Below are 21,089 nucleotides of genomic sequence, written 5' to 3' on the forward strand. Positions count from 1 at the left end.
TATATTTGGTATAGTTAGATGAAGTTTCTTAAAAATTCATAGGTTACATACTGCAACATTTTTGTCATCATTTCCGTCTGTATGTATGCAGGGAGAGGGGGATCCACTGTGGTGGAGCAGGGACTCATCAGAGCCGCTCAATCGGGCGATCGCGACGCTCTAATCACCCTATTGCGAGAAATCGAGCAACATGTTTACCGAACGGCCTATTATATTCTGAACAATGAACAGGATGCGATGGATGCTGCTCAGGAGGCATTGATCCGCGTGTACACCAAGATCAATTCCTATGAAGAGAAAGCGCAGTTCAAGACCTGGGTTCAGCGGATCGTAACCAACATTTGCATCGATAAATTCCGCAGGAACAAGCCGACGGTGTCCATTGACGAGCATGATCTGGTGTTTCAGGACAGCCAGGATGTCGAAAGAGAAGTCATGTCGGGCTACATTGCCCAGGATATTCAGCAGGCCATCAATCAGCTGCCGGATCATCACCGTACGGTCATCGTCCTTAGGTATTTGCAGGACTTATCCTACAACGAAATCGCAGACTGCCTGAATTTGCCGCTGAACACGGTCAAATCGTATTTGTTCAGGGCCAGGCAGCAGCTGCAGAACATGCTGCATGAGCATCAGAAAGGTGGTGTATCAGGATGAATTGCCAAGAGGTGGTGGAACGCATGCACCGGTATTTGGACCGGGATCTGACTCCGGAGGAGACGGCTGAGATGTTTCAGCATGTGGCTGTTTGCAAGGAGTGTGCGGAAACCTTTCAAATATTGAAAGCATTGAATCGTGAGCTTGAGGATCTGCCGGCCGTGTCTCCGCCTGTCAGTTTGGTGGATGCGATTATGCCCAAACTGGTTGCCATCGACCTTGAACGCGGCAGCCTCATGGATGAGCAGGCAGCGAAAAATGAGAAGTCTTCCGAGATGACGCCGGAGCTTGGCCGGACGAAGCGAGCCGGCAGCTGGTGGGGCACCATCGCAGGCAGAACCGCAATCGGCGCTGCCGCCGCGGCCGTTATCTTGGGAGTGGCGATATTCAACTATCAGCCGAAAATGCTGTCGGATGCCGAGCTTCCTTATAACGAGGAAGCAAGCACGACAAGTGCAGGGCTGCCGGATGCCGCACCTGAAGCGGAGCATCCATCCGAGGAGCCGAGAATCATGAACAAGGATGCCGGTTCGGGCTCGGCCGAAGGCTACGCTCCGATGAACGAGGCCACTCCTTCCGAAGACGAGCCTTCGAAGGAAACCGGAAGCGATGAGACGGCCAAGGAACAATCGGATCCGCCAAACGCGTCGGGTGAAGGAAACGGACAGCCGAAGGACTCCGGTGACCCGAACGCGAGCGAATCGAATCCGGCGGCTGGCATGAGAGCCCCGGTCGAATCGAATGATAAAACCTCAACCCATTCGGCCAACGCCAATTCGTATAATCCCGGATCGGCAGAACCGCCATCCGATCAAAGCGAGCCAGCCAACGGCGGCAGCTCGGACGCCGTGTCTCCGCCGCAGGAACCTGCCACTCCGAATGCGGATACGCAGCCGCCGGCCCAGGATCCGGCAGCGGATGAGGGCGGCAGCGCGGCAGCGCTGGAATCGACAGAGCCGGCGGATCAGATGATGGGCATCATGAGAGCTCCGGAACAATGGACATCGCCGAATGCGCGATACATGGCTTCCTCGGAGGGAGATCAGCTTGTGATCTATCGGGTTCCGGCTGCAAACAGCGAAGCTGAACAGCAGCAGTCGATGGAAGAGATCGGAAGGCTTCCACTGGGTGGAAGCTTGGTGTCCGGACAATGGTCCCCAGACAGCTTGACCTTCAAGTACAAAGTCAAAGTCAACGCTGAACTGATCGAATCGGTTTACACCGTGGAAGAAACGGCCCCGCCGCAGTCCGGGCAGCCGTCTTCCAAGGAACCGCCGGCTAAGCCATAAGCCGGGGCACCCGCATATTTTCCGATGTGAACTTATAGAAAAGAGCGTATTGCTCGCACAATTACCAGGAGATATGAATAAGATAAATTAGAGAGAGCATTATACCAACCACCGTCGTATGACCGGCGGCGGGATGTTTCTAGAGCATCCTGTCCGGCGTTTATATAGATGTGTTGGGACGAAGGGACCTTGCCGCTGTCATAGCCGAGGTCTCTTTGTTTTTGCAGCGGCTCTTCATTCGCTATCGCTTTCGGGTCGTCTTTTTTGGTATAGTGTACAGAGAGAAAGGGGGGGACGCCGATGGATGCCAAAGCGGCGGCCAAGGCGGTCAAGCAGGGGGATGTGTCTTCCGTATATTTGCTGTACGGCAGCGAAAAGTTTCAGATGAGGGAGTTTGCCGAATTTCTGGAGACCCAGCTGATTCCCAAGGAAGATCGCGACTTTGCCATCGTCCATATGGATTTGGGGGAGACTCCGATTCAGGCCGTGGTCGAAGAAGCCGAGACCGTTCCTTTTATGGTTCAGAAAAAGCTTGTTTTCGTACGAGATACATCGTTTTTTACTGCGGCCAAGGACAATGGGAAGGTAGAGCACAAACCGGAGGCCTTGCTTGAATATTTGAACAATCCAGCCGATTACAGCGTCATTGTGTTTATGGTGGGAGCGGAGAAGCTCGATGAACGCAAAAAGGTGGTCAAAGCGGTTAAAAAAGCAGGAGTCTCGCTTTCCTTTGCTCCGCTCGGCGGCGAGGATCTGCTTCGCTGGGTGGACAAGCAGGTGCGTAATAGGGGATGCTCCCTGCGCGAGGGAGCGGCTGAGGCCATCGTCCGCAATGCCGGGACGAGCCTTCAGACATTGGCCGGCGAGATCGAGAAGCTGTGCCTGTATGCAGGCGATGGGGGAACGATCGATACCTCCACGGTCGATATGCTGGTAGCCCGCAGTACGGAGCAGAATGTATTTGCCTTGGTGGAGGATATTGCCAACCTGAGGCTGGATAAGGCGCTCGGCATCTACTATGAGCTGCTGAAGCAGCGGGAGGAGCCGATCAAAATCGCGGCCCTGATCACCAGGCAGTTCCGGATTATTTTGCAGGTGAAGACGTTGTCGGCGCAGAGCTATTCGCAGCAGCAGATCGCTTCCCAGCTTGGGCTGCATCCCTATGCGGTGAAAATCGCGGGAGAGCAGGCGCGTAAATTCGAATCGGCCCGGCTTGAAGGCATTTTGAACCATCTGGCGAATCTGGATTATCAGATGAAGACCGGAGCGGTGGACAAGGTGCTGGGGATCGAGCTGTTTTTGCTGAGACTGGGCGCTTGATCACATAGCTGTGGCGACCAGGCAACAATTCAAAAAGCCCTGACCCGGTATAAACCGAAGGTCAGGGCTTTTTCCAATGTCTTATTCAACAAACGATTACGCTTGGGACGTAAGAGCGTTCAGTCTTTTCGCCAGACGGGATTTCTTGCGGGCAGCTGCATTCTTATGGATCAGGCCCTTTGTAACAGCTTTATCGAGCTTCTTGGAAGCGGCTTGGAAAGCAGCTTTAGCAGCCTCGATTTCTGTACCGTTCAACGCGACGTCAGCATTTTTAACTGCTGTGCGAAGCGCGGATTTTTGAGAAATGTTAAGCGCATGGCGTTTGTCGTTAGTCTTAACACGTTTAATCGCGGATTTGATGTTTGGCATTACATTCACCTCCTGTAAGGCATTTCAATAGAGCGAAATGGTTCACAACTTAAAATATTTTAGCATGGAGGTAGACAAAAAGCAATACTAAACAAGACTTCTGCATAATCTCTTCCCTCCTCTCACACACTAGTAGCAATATGAGGAGGAGTGTGAATTTAGATGGATCTGGATCTTCAGAAATATTCCGTCCGAACCGACCTTGCCGTGGAATCAAGGGAGCTTGCCGGAGGGGCCGGCAGCCCGCCCATTCCGGGCTTGATGGAGGATGTCGTTCAGGAGGACGGTATTAAAATTACAAGGCTCGATGTGGAGAACGACGCGGCCTCCCAGCAAATCGGAAGAGTGAAGGGGCACTACGTCACGCTCGAGGTTCCCGATCTTCGGAAGGGGGATACCGGGCTTCAGGAACAGGTATCCGTCGTATTCGCGCGTGAGTTCGAAGCGTTCATGGAGCGGATCGGCATAGGTCCGAAAGCGAGCGCGCTCATCGTCGGGCTCGGCAACTGGAATGTGACTCCGGATTCCCTGGGGCCGCTGGTGGTGGAAAATGTCATGGTTACGCGCCAATACTTTGAACTGATGCCGGACCGTGTAGCCCCCGGCTACCGCCAAGTGAGCGCCATAGCGCCGGGCGTCCTCGGCCTTACGGGAATAGAATCCAGCGAGACGGTTCAAGGGATCGTGGAGCGAACCCGTCCGGATTTCATCATCGCGATCGATGCGCTGGCATCCCGATCGCTGGAGCGGGTGAATACGACGATCCAAATTGCGGATATCGGCATTCATCCCGGCTCGGGCATCGGCAATAAACGGAAAGGCTTGACCAAGGAAGTGCTCGGGGTGCCCTGCATTGCGATTGGAGTGCCAACCGTTTGCTATGCGTCGACGATCGTCAACAATGCCATTGAGCTCATGAAATCCCATTTCGGCGAGAAGGCGCCGGAGACGGGCAAGATCATGGGGATGCTGCAAAATTTGTCCGAAGGCGAGCGGCTTGCCCTCGTTAAGGAAGTGCTCGAGCCTTTGGGGCATGATTTGATTGTCACCCCGAAAGAGATCGATGAATTTATCGAAGACATCGCTAATATCGTAGCGTCAGGTTTGAACGCAGCGCTGCACGAGGCGGTGGATCCCGGCAATACGGGCGCGTACACCCACTAGCAAGCGGGTTATACCGAATAAAGCTCCTAAGCTCCGAATCTATCGGAGCTTTTATATTTCTCCCCTATTCTTTTATTTGTATAAGTTGAATTAAGTATACGATGCTGGCAAGGAAGTGAAAGATTCGAAAAAATCGAAAGCTTTCTGAAGGAAAAAGCTGCATCGAAAGCATACGCTTGAGGCCGCCTTTGGCTTCGGATTTCTACTGTGCCAGGTTCTATAAATCATGAAGTCTGAAACCAACAGCGATTATAGGAACATTTTACATACTTGCCCTACCATCTTTTCAATGATTCAACTTTTCTAGTTCTATCGATTCCATCCGGTTCATAGATTGGGAGTATAAGAGATCACAGAGAGCGGGGACATGAGCTTCGAGTGTGCCGCTTCCCCGCTGAAGCCGAGGAGGACTCCGATATGAACAACCGTAAGTTTCGCATCTGGAATATTGCCAGACTGAGACGAAATGTGATGGAAGGTTTGAGCATGGGCAAAACGCTGATCGTTCTGATGCTGGGCTCTCTCATCTTTTTTATTTTGCTGGGGCTTGGGGGGATGGCCGAGCAGCGGCTGAACAGCTCGCCTGTGTCTTCGATGAAGGGGCTGGCCGCTTCCCTATCAAGTCACTTTTTTATTGATATGATCGGGATGGAGATGCCGCATATGGCCGCTTCCAAGGAAGATTCCAGCTTCTCCGGGGAGAAGATGTCGACCTTCGTGTTTCAGCTGTTGACGAGCGTGAATCCGAGAGATCCGAAGAGTCTGCTCGCCGGAGAGCTGCCGGGGATGAGAGCCAATCAGCCGGTTCAGCTGCATAGCGGCTCCGGCAATGAAGACGGGGAAGCGCCCGCGGATTATCGGCCGGACACCGCCGAGGGGGCGGCGGACCCGGGAGAGAACCCCGTAGGAAATCCGGGCGAGAATCCGGATAACGGCGAGCAGCCGCCAGAGGCGGGCGAGGATAACGGGCAGGAGCAGCAGAACGGCGAAGACGGACCGGGCGAAGGCGAGGGCCAAGGAACGGACAGCAAGAACGAGCCCGGAGGCACATCCAAGAACGGACAAACGACCGACGGCAAGAAGGCGGTGCTGATCTATCATTCCCATCCGCAGGAAGCCTACAATCCGCTCCTCACCCATCCTTCGGACAATCCCGGCGCCGTGTCGCCGAGCAAAAATGTCATGCTGGTCGGCAGCTTCATGGCAAAACGCCTCGAGGCCAACGGGATCGGGACCCTGCACGACAAAAGCGACTATCAATCGACCGTAGAAGGCTATAACTATAATTATTCCTATAAATATTCCAGGCAGACGGTGCTCGAAGCGATGGGCCGTCACGATGATTTGACCTATCTGATCGATATCCACCGGGATTCCCAGCGCTACAGCAAAACGACCGCTACCGTAAACGGGGTCAATTACGCCAAGGTGTACTTCATTATTGGACATGCCAACGAGAACTGGAGAAAAAACGAGGCGTTCGCCAGCAAAATCAATGCGAAGCTGGAAGCGTCGTACCCGGGCATTTCACGCGGCGTGTGGGGCAAATCGGCCGACCAGGGGAACGGGGAATATAATCAGTCCCTGTCGCCAAACAGCATCCTGATCGAGATCGGCGGAATCGACAATACGAAGGAAGAGCTGCAGCGAACGGCCGAGGTGCTGGCCGATATTATTGCCGAAGTGTACTGGCAAGAGCAGGAAGCGAAGAAAGCCAGCGTGAAGAAGGACGCCAAGGCCGATAAGCTGTCGGCCTCGGCAGGCCGGAAGGACGGTACGGAAGCTTCCCGGAACGACGAACGGAAAGCCGGGTAAATACTGGAGGAGGGGACTCTGATGTCAAGAACGGGGAAACGATTCGTGGCTCTGCTCATATGGACAGGCATCGGCATATTGATCGGCATGCAGCTCGGCGGGGAAAAAGCATCGCCCCCGGCTGGCGGCGTTCAAACGGTGCAGCAAGTGCAGCAGGAGCCTGCTGCCGGGCAGTCCGAAGCAGGAACGGCGGCTGAAGGCAGCGGCTGGGGCGGCGTACGGAAGTCGCCTCCGGCTTCCGGCCCGAACGAGGAGACGGAGATCCGGCCCGAGTTCGAACCGCTGCCGCGGGACATCCTCCTTCCTGAACGCTCAAGCCCGCCGGCCGATGTGCTGGCGGACAAAACGGCAGGTCTGCTCCAAGAGCTGTCGGACCAGAGCATCCGCTGGGTCGTATCGATGTTCGGATCCATCGTGGAATGATGCGCCATTTCGGCAGCCGAATCTCGGGCAGCCGCGCCTTAGCCATTGCTGTGCATCCCCTCAACTGGTATAATAAATTGATTCAAACATCTGGTGGTTGTTGGGGGTTAGCATGACGGACGTACAAGTAAGACAACAAAAAATTCGTAACTTTTGTATTATTGCACATATAGACCATGGTAAATCGACGCTTGCGGACCGCATTCTGGAGTTTACGGGCGCGCTGACCTCGCGCGAAATGCAGGAGCAGGTCCTTGATCAGATGGATCTGGAGAGAGAGCGCGGCATCACCATCAAGCTGCAGGCTGTACGCCTTACTTATAAGGCCGACGACGGCGAGGAGTACATCTTGAACCTGATTGATACTCCAGGACACGTCGACTTCACGTATGAGGTCTCCCGAAGCCTGGCTGCCTGCGAAGGCGCGCTGCTCGTCGTCGACGCTGCTCAAGGAATTGAAGCGCAGACACTGGCCAACGTATATTTGGCGCTGGATAACGATCTTGAAATTTTGCCGGTTATCAACAAAATCGATCTGCCTAGCGCCGACCCGGACCGGGTCAAGCAGGAGATCGAGGACGTGATCGGTCTGGACGCGAGCGAAGCGGTGCATGCTTCCGCCAAGGCCGGCATCGGAATCAAAGAGATTTTGGAGCAGGTCGTGCAGAAGGTTCCTGCACCTACGGGCAGTCCCGAGGAGCCGCTGAAGGCGTTGATCTTTGACTCGCATTACGACCCTTATCGGGGCGTCATCGTGTATGTCCGCGTCATCGACGGCAGCATCAAGGCCGGTTCGATGATCAAAATGATGGCGACAGGCAAGACCTTCGAGGTCATCGAGGTCGGCGCGTTCAAGCCGCGCATGAGCATCGTGGACGAGCTCAACGTCGGCGACGTAGGCTTCATCGTGGCCGGCATCAAGAGCGTGGGAGACACCCGCGTCGGCGATACGGTAACCGATGCAAAGCGTCCGACGGCCGAGCCTCTTCCGGGCTACCGGAAGATCAACCCGATGGTATTCTGCGGCCTGTATCCGATCGAAACGTCGGATTACAACGATTTGCGCGAAGCGCTGGAGAAGCTGCAGCTTAACGATGCGTCCTTGAGCTTCGAGCCTGAAACCTCGAGCGCGCTCGGCTTCGGCTTCCGATGCGGATTTTTAGGCCTGCTTCATATGGATGTCATCCAGGAGCGGATCGAGCGGGAATTCAACATTCCGCTGATTACGACGGCGCCGAGCGTTATCTACCGCGTGACGCTGACCAACGGCGATCAGATGCAGATCGATAACCCGTCCCACTATCCGGAGATCGGCAAGATCGATTATGTGGAAGAGCCGTATGTCAAGGCGGGCATTATCGTCCCGAATGATTATGTCGGAGCGATTATGGAGCTGTGCCAGGCGAAACGCGGGGAATTCATCAACATGGAGTATCTGGATACGACGCGCGTCACAATTACGTATGAAATTCCGCTGTCCGAGATCGTGTATGATTTCTTCGATCAACTGAAGTCCAGTACGAAGGGCTATGCTTCGTTTGACTACGAAATCTCCGGATACCGCAGATCCAATCTTGTTAAGATGGATATTCTGCTGAACGGCGAGCAGGTTGACGCCTTGTCCTTTATCGTGCATAAGGACCGCGCTTACCACCGGGGCCGTGCGATCTGCGAGAAGCTGCGCGAGCTCATTCCGCGCCAGATGTTCGAGGTGCCAATCCAGGCATCGGTCGGAACGAAGGTTGTTGCCCGCGAAACCGTCAAGGCGATGCGCAAGAACGTCCTGGCGAAATGCTACGGCGGCGATATTTCCCGTAAACGGAAGCTTCTGGAGAAGCAGAAGGAAGGGAAGAAGCGGATGAAGCAGGTCGGCAACGTCGAGGTGCCACAGGAAGCCTTCATGGCGGTGCTGAAAATCGACGACAAGTAATGATTTGAACAAGCGAGGCGGCAGGCCATGAACGACCAAGCTGCAGCCTGCCATTCAACCTCATAATGCCTGTTTTGGGAGTCAAATGATGGGAAAGCCGGTTTTATGGCTTTCCTTTTCTTTCATTGAACAGGTGCCAGGGGATATAGTAGAAGAAGTCTCCAGTCGGGCAAGCAAAGAAGGGGCGAATACGAAATGACGAATAATCAACGAACGGAAGCGGTGTATATCCATATTCCGTTCTGCACGAATAAATGCTTTTACTGCGATTTTAATTCCTACGTTTTGAAGGATCAGCCGGTTATGGACTATCTGCGGGCACTGGATCACGAAATGGAATTGACGGTCAAAGCCCATCCTCCGGGAGCAATCAAGAGCATCTTTGTCGGCGGGGGAACACCGACGGTTCTAAAGCCGGATGAAATGGAGTACTTTCTGCATAGCGTCAAGCGGCATTTTCCGGTGTGGTCGGACGATATCGAGTTCTCGATGGAGGCGAATCCCGGGACAACGGATCTGGAGAAGCTTAAGGTTATGCGCGAAGGCGGAGTGAACCGGATCAGCTTCGGCGTTCAGGCCTTCCAGAACAGCCTGTTGTCCGGAATCGGTCGCATCCATGATACGGATGATGTGTACCGCAGCCTGGATAACGCGAGAGCCGCAGGTTTTGACAACATGTCCATCGACCTGATGTTCGGCCTGCCGAATCAAACCTTGGAGATGCTGGCGGAAAGCGTGGATAAGGCGCTGGAGCTCAGGCTTCCCCATTACTCCATCTACAGCCTGAAGGTGGAGGAGAATACGTTGTTCCATACCATGTACCAGAAAAATCAGCTCCCGCTTCCAGATGAAGAGGATGAGCTGAACATGTATCTTCTATTAATGGAGCGCATGAAGGCGGCAGGCTATAAGCAGTATGAGATCAGTAACTTTGCGAAGCCTGGTTACGAGAGCCGCCACAATATGACGTACTGGCGCAATGAGGATTACTACGGGCTTGGCGCCGGAGCTCACGGTTATATCAACCGTCAGCGCCACGTAAATATTAAGGGAGTGAACCCTTATAATGAAGCGGCAAGAACCGGGCTGCCGCGGCTGGAAAGCTTCGAGGTATCAAGAGAGGAAGCGATGGAGGATTTCTTGATGGTCGGACTCCGCGTCCTGGACGGTATTTCCCGGACCCGATTCGAACAGCAGTTCGATGCTTCGTTGGACGAGGTATTCAAGCGTCCCCTGAGCAAAATGGTGAGCGCGGGCTTGCTTGAAACGACGGAGGATGGGTACAGGCTGAGCTCTAAAGGCATCCTGTTCGGCAATGAAGTGTTCGCCGAATTTATCGGCACCCTGTCGGCAAATTAATCTATTGAACTTTTATGCGCTCTGTTGTATATTTATCCAAGACATATGACGGAGCGTGCAAAGGGGAGACGAGGATTATGCCGGCGGTATGCAGAAAGGCCAGATTAGAGGATGTTGAGCCGCTGTATCAGATGATTCAAGGCTACGCCGAGAAAGGAATTATGCTTCCAAGATCCAGAGCGGTGCTCGAGAAGCAGATTGGGGAATTCGTCGTGGCTGAAGCGGAAGGGAAAGTCATCGGCTGCGGTTCACTGTGCCAGCTTGGGAACGATCTCGTAGAAATCCGTTCGCTGGGGATCTCGGAAGGCTACAAGGGGCAGGGCATCGGCTCCATGCTGGTGGATTCGCTGCTGGAGGAAGCCAAGCGCCGGGAAATCCCGAAAGTAATGGCCTTGACGTACGAAGTATCCTTTTTCATGAAAAACGGCTTTGCCGTCGTCGAGAAGGAGATTTTTCCCGAGAAGGTGTGGACCGATTGCATCCATTGCAAAAAGCAGCACGCCTGTGACGAAATAGCTGTGCTTAAAGTACTGAACTGACTTGACAATCCTCAGGTCGGTTTGGTATTTTTGTTATATCGGTTAGCACTCGATGGCGATGAGTGCTAACGATTGTAAGATAGGCAGTCTATAAGGAGGGGAGCGACATGTTAACTGATCGTCAGCGCTTGATTTTGAACGCTATTGTGGATGACTACATCCGTTCGGCGGAGCCGGTTGGTTCAAGAAGCATTTCTAAACGCGGGGATGTTGGCTACAGCCCGGCAACCATTCGCAATGAAATGGCTGATTTGGAGGAGCTCGGGTTTCTTGAGCAGCCCCATACGTCGGCAGGGCGAATTCCGTCTCATAAGGGATACCGTTATTATGTCGATCATCTCACCTCGTCGTTTTCCTTGAATCCTGAGGAACTGCATATGATGAAATCGTTTTTTGCGGAAAAACTGAACGTCATGGAGCAGATGATTCAGCATGCTGCAGGTATTTTGTCGCAGATGACCAATTACACTTCCATCCTGCTGGGACCGGAAGTTTTTCATACGTCCTTACGCCACTTCCAGCTTCTGCCTCTAAATGAAGGCCAGGCGGTTGCCATCATCGTGACCAGCACGGGCCAAGTGGAGAATAAGATCGTGTCGATTCCGCAAGGGGTTTCCGTTTCGGAATTGGAGCAGGTGGTAAATCTCCTTAACGAGAAGCTGGTCAACGTTCCTTTGTATAAGCTCAAGACCCGGCTCTACACGGAGCTCGGGGCAGAGATGCAGCGCCACATCGCGCATTACGAAGAGCTTATGAAGGTGCTGGACATTGCGCTCGAGAACGAGCCCGACCACCGCGACGTGTATCTCAGCGGTACGACCAATATGCTGAATCAGCCGGAATTCAAGGATGTCGACAAGGTTCGGGACATCTTCGAGCTTCTCGAGCAGACGCCGGCACTGATGAAGCTGATGGCACCGGCACCGGGAGAGCACGGTGTGCAAGTACGAATCGGCACGGAGAATACGCATGAAGCGATATCCAACTGTAGCCTGATTACGGCTACTTATTCTATAGATGGCAAGGCCGTCGGCTCCATCGGCATACTGGGGCCAACGCGAATGGAATACGCAAGGGTGATCGGCATCTTGAACGTGTTGTCCCATGACCTGACGAAGCTGCTGTCACACTGGTATAAATAAAGGAGCGAGCCTTATGAGCCAAGGACAACACAGCCATGTGGACGGCGATGAACGCTATTCAACGCTGCTGAACAACAGCAATGCCGTCCGGGCCGTCACATCCGCTGTGGAAGGGACGCTCGGGCCCAAGGGGCTCGATGTAATGCTTGTCGGCCCGCGCGGCGAAGTGGTCATTACGAACGACGGCGTGACGATATTGGACAAAATGGACGTAAGCCACCCGGCGGCCCGCCTGTTGATCCAGGTGGCCCGCGCGCAGCAGGAGAAGATCGGGGACGGCACCACGACGGCTACCATTCTTGCAGGGGCACTGGTTCAGGAAGGCGTCTCGCGCATTATCCGCGGCGTGCCGGCTTCCAAGGTTGTGGAAGGAATGCGCCAGGGGATCGATCGGGCGCTTGAACTGCTGTCCGGCCGCGTCCGTGTCATTGAAGGGTTGGACGACCCGCTTCTGGAACGCACGGTCTATGTAGCCGGGCGTGAGCGAAAGGATATCGTTGCGCTCGTTATGGAAGCGGCCCGCAAGGCCGGCATGCAGCGCCTTCATGATCCTTCTTATTCGCTTGCGGACAGTATAATTGCGCTGGAGAATGCCGACAATGAGGTGTTCGAAGGTGTCTTGCTTCGGCAGAAGCCGATCTTTACCCGCGACTACCTTCAGTACAGCGATGCGAAGGTGCTCGTGCTGCTGGATGCGCTTGAGCCTGACGAGCTGGATGAAGAAGTGCTGACAACCGAAGCGGGCTTCGCGCAGTATATGGATCTGCGGAATCGGTTCGCTGCCGATCTGGAGCGCTTGTCCGCATTGTCGGTGAAGTTGATCCTGCTGGAGAAAGGCATTCATCCTGATGCGGAGCAGTTCTGCCTCGATCACGGAATCATGGTCGTACCGCGCGTATCCCGCGCGGATTTGAAGCGAGTCTGTGACATGACGGGGGCGACACCTATACGCCGAAAGGCGTTACATAAAGATTCGGAGCAGCTTGCTGCTCTTCTCGGTGACAGCCCGCGCGTCTCTTATGATGAAACGATCGGCAAAATCAGGCTGGCCAGCGGCCGCAGGGAACGGATCGTGACGGTGATCGTAGGCGCGAGCACCTCCGAAGTGGTCGGCGAGTCCGCCAGAATAGCAGGTGATGCGGCTTCCGCCCTGCAGGCCGCCATTACCGGCGGCGTGCTTCCGGGCGGCGGAACGAGCGAGCTTGCCGTTTCTTATGCGCTCGAGCGGATCCGCGAGGCGCAGAAGGGGATGGAAACGTTCGGATTCGAAGCCGTGTCTGCGGCGCTGCGCAAGCCGATGTCGCAGATCCTGCTGAATGCGGGCTACAACCCGCTGGAGAAGATGGAGGAGGTGCGTGCCGCGCAAATCCGTTCGGGCTCCGATTCCATGGGGCTTGACTGTGACACCGGCACCGTCGTCGACTATGAGGAGCTGGGGGTGCTGGATCCCGCGCCGGTGAAGCTTCACGGCCTGTGGGCTGCGGGAGAAGTGGCGGCGGCCGTCCTCCGGATTCATCATGTGATCAAAATGAAAGAAATCAACGAATAGGCATCTTAGAATCAGGGACCGGATGACCAGATACGATGGGAACACAGCCAGCGGGCATACAACAGCAGGCTTACAATATGAAGGAGGTGGACGCGTCTTGAATAAAGAGCAGAAGGATGCCGTTCAAGATACAGTAACTGAAGAGATGGAACACAATATGGAGGAAACCCCGAGCACGGAGGAAGAGGTTGTTAACGAGGAGGCCGTTGCCGGCGCCGAGCAGGAGGGCGCTCCTGCGGATCAGCCAGAGGAAGGCGAGAGCGATGCCCATGCGGCCGAGATTGCGAAGCTTCAGGCTGAAGTTGCCGAGCATCAGCAGCGTGCGCTGCGTGCACAAGCCGATTTTGATAACTTCCGCAGACGTACGCAGAAGGAGAAGGAGGAGCTGGCGAAGTATGCTTCGTCGAAGCTCATTGTCGAGCTGCTGCCTGTTATCGACAACTTCGAGCGCGCCTTTCAGGCTGCCGAGGGCAGTCCGGAGTTCGAATCGTTCTCCAAGGGAATCAGCATGATTTTCCGTCAGCTGGAATCCGTTCTCGAAAATGAAGGCTTGAAGGCGATGAACAGCGTAGGCGAGCCGTTCAATCCCGAGTATCATCAGGCCATCATGCAGGTGGAGAGCGATGAGCATGAGGAAGGCATCGTTGTCGAGGAAGTGCAGAAGGGCTACATGCTGAAAGATAAAGTGCTTAGACCTGCTATGGTTAAAGTGAGCATGTAAGCGGCCACTCGCTTGGCCGTTTATCATATATAGCAAGCTTGTGAATCTCATACGGATTTCGTGTGAATAAATAAGGGAGGATTTTTTTCATGAGTAAAGTTATTGGTATTGACCTTGGAACCACAAACTCCTGCGTCGCTGTTATGGAGGGCGGGGAGGCTGTCGTTATTCCTAACCCGGAAGGCGGACGTACGACCCCTTCGGTTGTAGGCTTTAAAAAGGACGGGGAGCGCATTGTCGGCGACACGGCTAAGCGCCAAGCGATCACGAACCCGGACCGCACGATCATTTCGATCAAGCGTCATATGGGTACCAACCATAAAGAAACGATTGACGGCAAAGAGTATACGCCGCAGGAAATTTCCGCGATCATTCTGCAAAAGCTGAAATCCGACGCGGAAGCTTACCTGGGCCAACCCGTAACCCAAGCGGTTATCACGGTTCCTGCATACTTTAATGACAGCCAGCGTCAAGCCACCAAGGACGCAGGCAAGATTGCCGGTCTTGAAGTGCTTCGTATCGTTAACGAGCCGACAGCTGCAGCTTTGGCGTACGGCATGGAAAAAGCGGAAGATCAAACGATCCTCGTGTATGACCTCGGGGGCGGTACGTTCGACGTTTCCATCCTGGAACTCGGCGACGGCTTCTTCGAAGTAAAGGCAACCAGCGGTGACAACCAGCTGGGCGGCGATGACTTTGACCAAGTCATCATCGACTATCTGGTGGCTGAATTCAAGAAAGAGCAGGGCATCGATCTGAGCAAAGACAAAGCGGCGGTTCAACGTCTGAAGGACGCTGCGGAAAAAGCGAAAAAGGAACTGTCCGGCGTACTGACAACAACGATCTCCCTGCCGTTCATCACGGTTGCTGAAGGCGTGCCTCAGCACCTTGAAATCAACCTGACCCGCGCTAAATTCGAGGAATTGTCCGCGGATCTCGTAGAGCGTACGCTTGGACCGACTCGCCAAGCACTGAGCGATGCCGGCCTGACGGCGAACGATATCGACAAGGTCGTTCTTGTCGGCGGCTCCACACGGATTCCGGCCGTACAGGAAGCCATCAAGAGACTGACCGGCAAAGAGCCGCACAAAGGCGTTAACCCGGACGAGGTCGTAGCGCTCGGCGCTGCTGTCCAAGCAGGCGTATTGACCGGCGACGTGAAAGACGTCGTTCTGCTTGACGTAACTCCGCTGTCCCTCGGTATCGAAACGGCTGGCGGCGTATTTACGAAAATGATCGAACGCAACACGACGATCCCGACAAGCAAATCCCAAATTTTCTCCACGTATGCCGACAACCAGCCTAGCGTTGAAATTCACGTCCTACAGGGCGAGCGCGAAATGGCGGCTGGCAACAAGACGCTTGGACGCTTCATGCTGGGAGATATCCCTCCGGCACCTCGCGGCGTGCCGCAAATCGAAGTTACGTTCGATATCGATGCGAACGGTATCGTTAACGTTTCGGCAACCGACAAGGGAACTGGCAAGAGCCAGAAAATCACCATCACTTCTTCCAGCGGCCTGAGCGATGAGGAAGTCGAAAAAATGATGAAGGATGCCGAGCTTCACGCAGAGGAAGATCGGAAGCGCAAAGAGCTTGTTGAGGCTCGCAACAATGCCGACCAGCTCGTATACACAACCGAGAAGACCATTAAGGACCTCGGCGACAAAGTCGACGCTTCGGAAGTGGAGAAGGCGAACGAAGCGAAAGACAAGGTGAAGAAGGCGCTGGAATCCGACAATCTGGAGGAGATCAAAGCCGCTACCGAGGAGCTGACCCAAGTGGTGCAGCAGCTGTCCGTGAAGCTGTATGAGCAAGCCGCACAAGCGCAGCAAGGCGCTGAAGGCGGAGATGCCGGCACTGCGAACAAGGATAACGTCGTAGACGCTGACTACGAGGTTGTTGACGAAGACAAAAACAAAGGTTAATCTGAATAGATTGCATGGGAAGGTCAAAGCTGCGCATCTTCGCACTTTGACTTTCCTTTTGCCCTAGGAATCAAGAAGAGATGGGGGTGAAACCGTGGCTGATAAGCGTGATTATTATGAGGTACTAGGTGTCGGCAAGCAGGCATCGGAGGATGAGATCAAGAAGGCGTACCGGAAGCTCGCGCGCCAATATCATCCCGATGTCAACAAAGCGGCTGACGCGGAAGCCAAATTCAAGGAAGTGAAAGAGGCTTACGATGTATTGAGCGATAGTCAAAAGCGTGCGAGATACGACCAATATGGTCATATTGATCCGAACCAGGGAATGGGCGGAGGCGGTTTCTCCGGTGACTTCGGCGGTTTTGGAGATATATTCGATATGTTCTTCGGCGGCAATGGACGCCGTGATCCGAATGCGCCTCAGCGGGGGAACGATTTGCAGTACACGATGACGGTGGAGTTCAAGGAAGCGGTATTCGGCAAGGAAACGGATATTACGATTCCTAGAACAGAGACATGCGATACCTGTCACGGTTCAGGAGCGAAGCCGGGGACTAAGCCGCATACCTGCTCCGTCTGCCACGGAACGGGGCAGCAGGAGGTCGTGCAGAATACGCCGTTCGGCCGCATGGTCAACCGGCGCGCCTGCTCGAACTGTAACGGAACCGGGAAAATCATCAAGGATCGCTGCGGCACCTGCGCCGGAAGCGGCAAGGTCAAGAAGCAGCGCAAAATTCATGTCCGCATTCCGGCGGGTGTGGATGACGGCGCCCAGCTTCGGATGACCGGCGAGGGCGAAGGCGGTCTGCGCGGCGGCCCGGCGGGCGACTTGTACATCGTCATTCGCGTGAAGCCGCATGATTTCTTCGAGCGCGAGGGCGACGACATCTATTGCGAAGTGCCGCTGACGTTTGCCCAAGCAGCCCTTGGCGATGAGATCGAGATCCCGACCTTGACGGAGAAAGTGCGGCTGAAGATTCCGGCAGGAACGCAAACCGGAACCTTCTTCCGCCTGAAAGGCAAAGGGGTCCCTCGCCTGCGCGGCATGGGACAGGGCGACCAGCACGTCAAGGTGGTCGTTGTTACCCCAAGCAAACTGAGCGAGGAGCAGAAGGAGCTGCTGCGTCAATTCGCGTCGCTTGAAGGCGAAGAGACCCATGAGCAGGAGCAATCCTTTTTTGACCGTGTAAAAAAAGCCTTTCGCGGCGACTAATGATCATTAGGGAGCCGGCTTAGAGGGCTACTATCCTCTTCGCTTCGGTACTACCGTATCGAAACGCTAGCAGCGGAGCAAGTAATAAGAAACCGTCCTTTTTGGAGTGGAGGCATGAGGCCCCTGCTCGAAAAAGGGCGGTTTTTTTGTGCTCTCCTCCCTTCATCACCATGCGCTGTCCTCAAAAGGAATAAAAGGGGCGGGCGCGAAGCAACCTAGGGAAGGTTCGTTCCGGAAGCAGCGGATAGTATCTAAACGAAATGCAGGTGAAACCATATGGCTGAAAAAAATATTTTGGCTTATTTCAAAAGCCCGGAGGAAGCTCAGCATGCCCAGCGCAAGCTGCAGTCGCTCCGCGTTGCCGATATGTCGATCGACCGCTTCAGCGCCTATCCGGGCGGGGAGCTGAATGGCCCGATGCACCCTTTGACAGGGGATATTACGAGCTTGACCTCGATGACGCAGAATTCGGCGCTGTCGAACAGGTCTGCGGGCATCCTTGGCGCGGCTGATCCTTCCGCCAGCGGGATGAGCGATGGGGGGCAGGACGGAACGCAAGGACGGGATATATTGCTAACCGTCGTTCTCGACGAAGGCATCTTTGACCAGGCGATGCGTCTGATTGAGGAGTCCGGCGGGATGGTGTAAGCCGGAGCATCCAAGGCTTATGGAAAGAAACAACACGTGACAAGGAGAGATGCGCGTATGATGAGACGTGTGAAGAAGGGCAAAATCGCCAGTAAGACGGAAAAAATGATCGCGCTGCAATCCGCCAAAAATGAGGATGTGGAGTTTTCGGCGATGGCAGCCGATCTTGACGATGTGGAGGCGCTTCGCCGAAGCGAAGCCGCAGACGAGCGCCAGCTTAAGAAGATCCTAGAAGAAGAATAATCGGCAAACTTGCAGCTCGGGTACAATATTTTCTTCAAGTGCTGCCGAGGATGCCGATTCGCCAAGAAAGCCAAAGCCCTCTCCCGTTGCTTAGCAAAGCGAGCGGCAGGAAGGGCTTTTTTTTCATGATCACAACAAAAGGACTTATGAATGATCAGGGACCGCTATCTCCCGAGGCAACATTTTATCCACAAATTTTGTATAGAGCGTCCTCAATATAGTACAATGATAGTTATGTACGAATGAGGAGGAACAACTGTATATGCTATGGCGTGAATTAACGATACATACCACGGAGGAAGCCGTGGAGATGATTTCCAACTTCCTGCATGAAGCGGGAGCCGGGGGCGTTTCTATTGAGGAATCCGCCGCAACGAAGAGAAAACGGGACACTTCGTTTGGACAATGGTTCGATGAGATCGTCCCTTTTAACGATATTCCGGAAGGGGGCGCCGTCATTAAAGGCTATTTTGACGAGACCGTAATGCTGGAAGAGATCCAAGGGCTTATCGCCCCCCGGGTAGAAGAACTGAAGGAATTCGGAATAGATACAGGCGATGTGCGTTATGAGATGAAGACGGTCAACGAGGAAGAGTGGGCTACCGCCTGGAAGCAGTATTTCAAGCCGATCCGGGTGTCGGAGCGCTTGACGATTAAACCGACATGGGAGTCCTATTCTCCCGAATCTCCGGAAGAGCGCATTATCGAGCTGGACCCGGGCATGGCATTTGGGACCGGCACGCATCCGACGACAACCTTGTGCCTGCGCACGCTCGAGAAGGTGATTACAGGCGGCGAAGAGGTCATTGACGTCGGCACCGGCTCCGGGATCTTGTCGATCGGGGCTGCTTATTTGGGGGCCTCCCGCATTCTTGCGCTGGATTTGGATCCGGTGGCTGTATCCAGCGCCACGGAGAACGTCCGCCTGAATGGCTTGGAGGACCGGATCACCATCAAGGAAAGCGATCTGCTCTCTGTCCTGACAGACAGCTCATCGAAGGACGAGCTCGGTGTGGAGCTGCCGGTCCAGGTGGTCGTCGCCAACATTCTGGCTGAGGTCATCCTGCTGTTTATCGATGATGTCTACAAGGCCTTGAAGCCGGGCGGCATCTATATCGCTTCAGGGATCTTCAAGAACAAGGAAGAGATCGTCGGGAAGGCGCTTGTTGAAGCCGGCTTTGAGATCGCGGATATCAACCGCGAAGACGACTGGGTTGCTTTCGTAGCGAGGAAGAACTGATTATGGATTTCTTGGATCAGCTGCTGTATTTCCCGTTGGAGCAACTCCCGTTCTATTTGATTGCGTTAATGATCGCCTTTACCGTGCATGAATTTTCTCATGCTTATTTCGCGAATAAATTCGGTGACCCTACCGCTAAGCTGCTGGGCCGGGTAACGCTGAATCCCGCGGTGCACTTTGATTTTCTGGGCATCGTCCTCCTGCTGATTGCCGGATTCGGCTGGGCAAGACCCGTTCCGGTCAACCGGGAGAACTTCAGCCATCCGCGGCGGATGAGCATCGTCGTGGCCGCCGTCGGTCCGCTCAGCAACCTCCTTCTGGGCATTGTCGGTGCGCTGATTTACGCGGTGCTTTATATATCCGGCGTGATCGATCCGATCGGCATCACGCGGACGGATCAGGCGATTCATATTTTTTTCAATGTGTTCATCCAGCTGAATTTCTTCTTATGCCTGTTCAATCTGATTCCGCTGCCTCCGCTTGACGGATACCGGATCGTCGAGAATGTGCTGCCGCCTCGGATCAGCGCCAAGATTCAGCGGTTCGAGCAGTGGTCGATCCTCATATTTCTGCTCATTATCGTGCTGCCAATGCTGCAGAAGTATACCATTGCGCCCCTTTATCTCGGGGCTCGTGCCTTATCCATCGACGTTCTGAATATATTCATTACATTGTTCGGAGGTTAATTCCTCTTACAATGCTCTGGTCAGTTGCCGTGAAAAGTTGTATCATGATGTTTGGCGATTTTGCAGTTAGGTGAGGATAGAAGATGCAGCGATATTTTGTGACTCCTGCACAGTTTGCGGGAGACCGGGTGGAAATTACGGGCGATGACGCCCGCCATATTACAAAGGTTATGAGGGGCAAGCTTGGCGACAAGTTCATCGTCAGCGACGGTGAGTCGCGAGAGGCCCTGGTCGGGATCGAAGAAATGGACGGGGCCTGTGTGCATGCCGCCGTTATCGAGGAACTGGAGATGAAGAACGAGCCGCGTCTGGCCGTAACCATTGCCCAGAGTCTTCCCAAAGGCGACAAAATGGAAACCGTCATCCAAAAGTGCACGGAGATCGGCGCCGCTTCCTTCGTCCCCTTCCTATCGGAGAGAACGATCGTTCAATACGATGCCAAGAAGGAAGGGAAGCGGCTTGCGCGTTGGCGCAAGATCGCTAAAGAAGCAGCCGAGCAGGCGCATCGCAACCGGATTCCTTCCGTGGAGCAGCCGCTTTCGTGGAAACAATTGCTTGCAACGTTTACGGCCTACGATGCGGTATACTTTTGCTACGAGAAAGAGGAGGGCTCCCAGATCGGGGATGCCTTAAAGTCTTTTGTAGAACGGGCCCTGCAGGAGCCGATTTCCCGGGCTAGCCTGCTTTTGGTGGTTGGACCGGAGGGCGGCTTTACCGAGGAGGAATCCCGTGCGGCCGAGGCGGCAGGGGCTGTTTCCGTCGGATTGGGCCGCAGAATTCTTCGCTGCGAGACGGCCGGCATGGCTGCGCTTGTCTGCGCATTATATGAATCTGGAGAAATGGGGGGAGTTTGA

Annotated in this window: 20 protein-coding genes; 19 read left to right on the forward strand and 1 reads right to left on the reverse strand. The window is 54.4% G+C overall.

Annotation, left to right across the window (positions count from 1 at the left end; genetic code table 11):
• The first annotated feature begins 108 nt into the window (after positions 1-108).
• From NST08_RS08635 to holA, 3 genes are all read left to right on the forward strand, one after another.
• Positions 109-657 (forward strand): RNA polymerase sigma factor, encoded by a 549-nt coding sequence (locus NST08_RS08635; protein WP_007129376.1) that lies wholly within the window; start codon positions 109-111, stop codon positions 655-657.
• Complete coding sequence (locus NST08_RS08640; protein ID WP_007129377.1) at positions 654-1,946, forward strand: anti-sigma factor family protein; 1,293 nt, start codon at positions 654-656, stop codon at positions 1,944-1,946. The genes NST08_RS08635 and NST08_RS08640 overlap by 4 nt, the downstream gene beginning before the upstream one ends.
• Before the next feature lie 300 nt (positions 1,947-2,246).
• A complete protein-coding gene (holA, locus tag NST08_RS08645; RefSeq protein WP_007129378.1) occupies positions 2,247-3,266 on the forward strand; it encodes a DNA polymerase III subunit delta in 1,020 nt (339 codons plus the stop codon).
• Positions 3,267-3,362: 96 nt separating this feature from the next.
• Here holA and rpsT read toward each other — a convergent pair whose 3' ends face one another.
• Entirely contained in the window at positions 3,363-3,635 is a 273-nt protein-coding gene (gene rpsT / locus NST08_RS08650; protein WP_007129379.1) for a 30S ribosomal protein S20, read from the reverse strand.
• 162 nt (positions 3,636-3,797) lie between these two features.
• Here rpsT and gpr point away from each other — a divergent pair, with 162 nt between their 5' ends.
• The 16 genes from gpr (at position 3,798) to NST08_RS08730 (ending at position 21,089) form a co-directional block, all read left to right on the forward strand.
• A complete protein-coding gene (gene gpr / locus NST08_RS08655) occupies positions 3,798-4,799 on the forward strand; it encodes a GPR endopeptidase (RefSeq protein ID WP_007129380.1) in 1,002 nt (333 codons plus the stop codon).
• Positions 4,800-5,216: 417 nt separating this feature from the next.
• Positions 5,217-6,614: a stage II sporulation protein P gene (locus tag NST08_RS08660; protein WP_007129381.1), complete on the forward strand. Its 1,398-nt coding sequence runs from the start codon at positions 5,217-5,219 to the stop codon at positions 6,612-6,614.
• Between the two features lie 21 nt (positions 6,615-6,635).
• Positions 6,636-7,037 (forward strand): hypothetical protein, encoded by a 402-nt coding sequence (locus NST08_RS08665; protein ID WP_007129382.1) that lies wholly within the window; start codon positions 6,636-6,638, stop codon positions 7,035-7,037.
• A gap of 112 nt (positions 7,038-7,149) precedes the next feature.
• Positions 7,150-8,967, forward strand: coding sequence for a translation elongation factor 4 (gene lepA / locus NST08_RS08670; protein ID WP_007129383.1), 1,818 nt, complete (start codon positions 7,150-7,152; stop codon positions 8,965-8,967).
• A 195-nt stretch (positions 8,968-9,162) separates the two neighbouring features.
• Positions 9,163-10,326 (forward strand): radical SAM family heme chaperone HemW, encoded by a 1,164-nt coding sequence (hemW, locus tag NST08_RS08675; protein ID WP_007129384.1) that lies wholly within the window; start codon positions 9,163-9,165, stop codon positions 10,324-10,326.
• Between the two features lie 77 nt (positions 10,327-10,403).
• Entirely contained in the window at positions 10,404-10,865 is a 462-nt protein-coding gene (locus NST08_RS08680; protein WP_007129385.1) for an N-acetyltransferase, read from the forward strand.
• A gap of 107 nt (positions 10,866-10,972) precedes the next feature.
• Complete coding sequence (gene hrcA / locus NST08_RS08685) at positions 10,973-12,007, forward strand: heat-inducible transcriptional repressor HrcA (protein ID WP_007129386.1); 1,035 nt, start codon at positions 10,973-10,975, stop codon at positions 12,005-12,007.
• 13 nt (positions 12,008-12,020) lie between these two features.
• Positions 12,021-13,556, forward strand: a complete 1,536-nt coding sequence (locus tag NST08_RS08690; RefSeq protein WP_341341692.1) for a TCP-1/cpn60 chaperonin family protein — start codon at positions 12,021-12,023, stop codon at positions 13,554-13,556.
• Between the two features lie 145 nt (positions 13,557-13,701).
• On the forward strand, positions 13,702-14,277 hold the full coding sequence (gene grpE, locus NST08_RS08695; RefSeq protein ID WP_373872036.1) for a nucleotide exchange factor GrpE: 576 nt from the start codon (positions 13,702-13,704) through the stop codon (positions 14,275-14,277).
• Positions 14,278-14,366: 89 nt separating this feature from the next.
• Complete coding sequence (dnaK, locus tag NST08_RS08700) at positions 14,367-16,205, forward strand: molecular chaperone DnaK (RefSeq protein WP_341033998.1); 1,839 nt, start codon at positions 14,367-14,369, stop codon at positions 16,203-16,205.
• A gap of 94 nt (positions 16,206-16,299) precedes the next feature.
• On the forward strand, positions 16,300-17,418 hold the full coding sequence (gene dnaJ, locus NST08_RS08705; RefSeq protein ID WP_007129390.1) for a molecular chaperone DnaJ: 1,119 nt from the start codon (positions 16,300-16,302) through the stop codon (positions 17,416-17,418).
• A gap of 276 nt (positions 17,419-17,694) precedes the next feature.
• The gene (locus NST08_RS08710) at positions 17,695-18,066 is read left to right on the forward strand and encodes a hypothetical protein (protein WP_007129391.1); all 372 of its coding nucleotides are present in this window, start codon (positions 17,695-17,697) and stop codon (positions 18,064-18,066) included.
• Between the two features lie 57 nt (positions 18,067-18,123).
• The gene (locus NST08_RS08715) at positions 18,124-18,309 is read left to right on the forward strand and encodes a YfhD family protein (protein WP_007129392.1); all 186 of its coding nucleotides are present in this window, start codon (positions 18,124-18,126) and stop codon (positions 18,307-18,309) included.
• 262 nt (positions 18,310-18,571) lie between these two features.
• Complete coding sequence (prmA, locus tag NST08_RS08720) at positions 18,572-19,549, forward strand: 50S ribosomal protein L11 methyltransferase (RefSeq protein WP_341033997.1); 978 nt, start codon at positions 18,572-18,574, stop codon at positions 19,547-19,549.
• A 2-nt stretch (positions 19,550-19,551) separates the two neighbouring features.
• Positions 19,552-20,235, forward strand: coding sequence for a site-2 protease family protein (locus NST08_RS08725; RefSeq protein ID WP_007129394.1), 684 nt, complete (start codon positions 19,552-19,554; stop codon positions 20,233-20,235).
• 83 nt (positions 20,236-20,318) lie between these two features.
• Complete coding sequence (locus tag NST08_RS08730) at positions 20,319-21,089, forward strand: RsmE family RNA methyltransferase (RefSeq protein ID WP_341033995.1); 771 nt, start codon at positions 20,319-20,321, stop codon at positions 21,087-21,089.

It is taken from the genome of Paenibacillus sp. FSL K6-1566 (assembly GCF_038050475.1).
Classification (GTDB): Bacteria; Bacillota; Bacilli; order Paenibacillales; family Paenibacillaceae; genus Paenibacillus_AQ; species Paenibacillus_AQ lactis.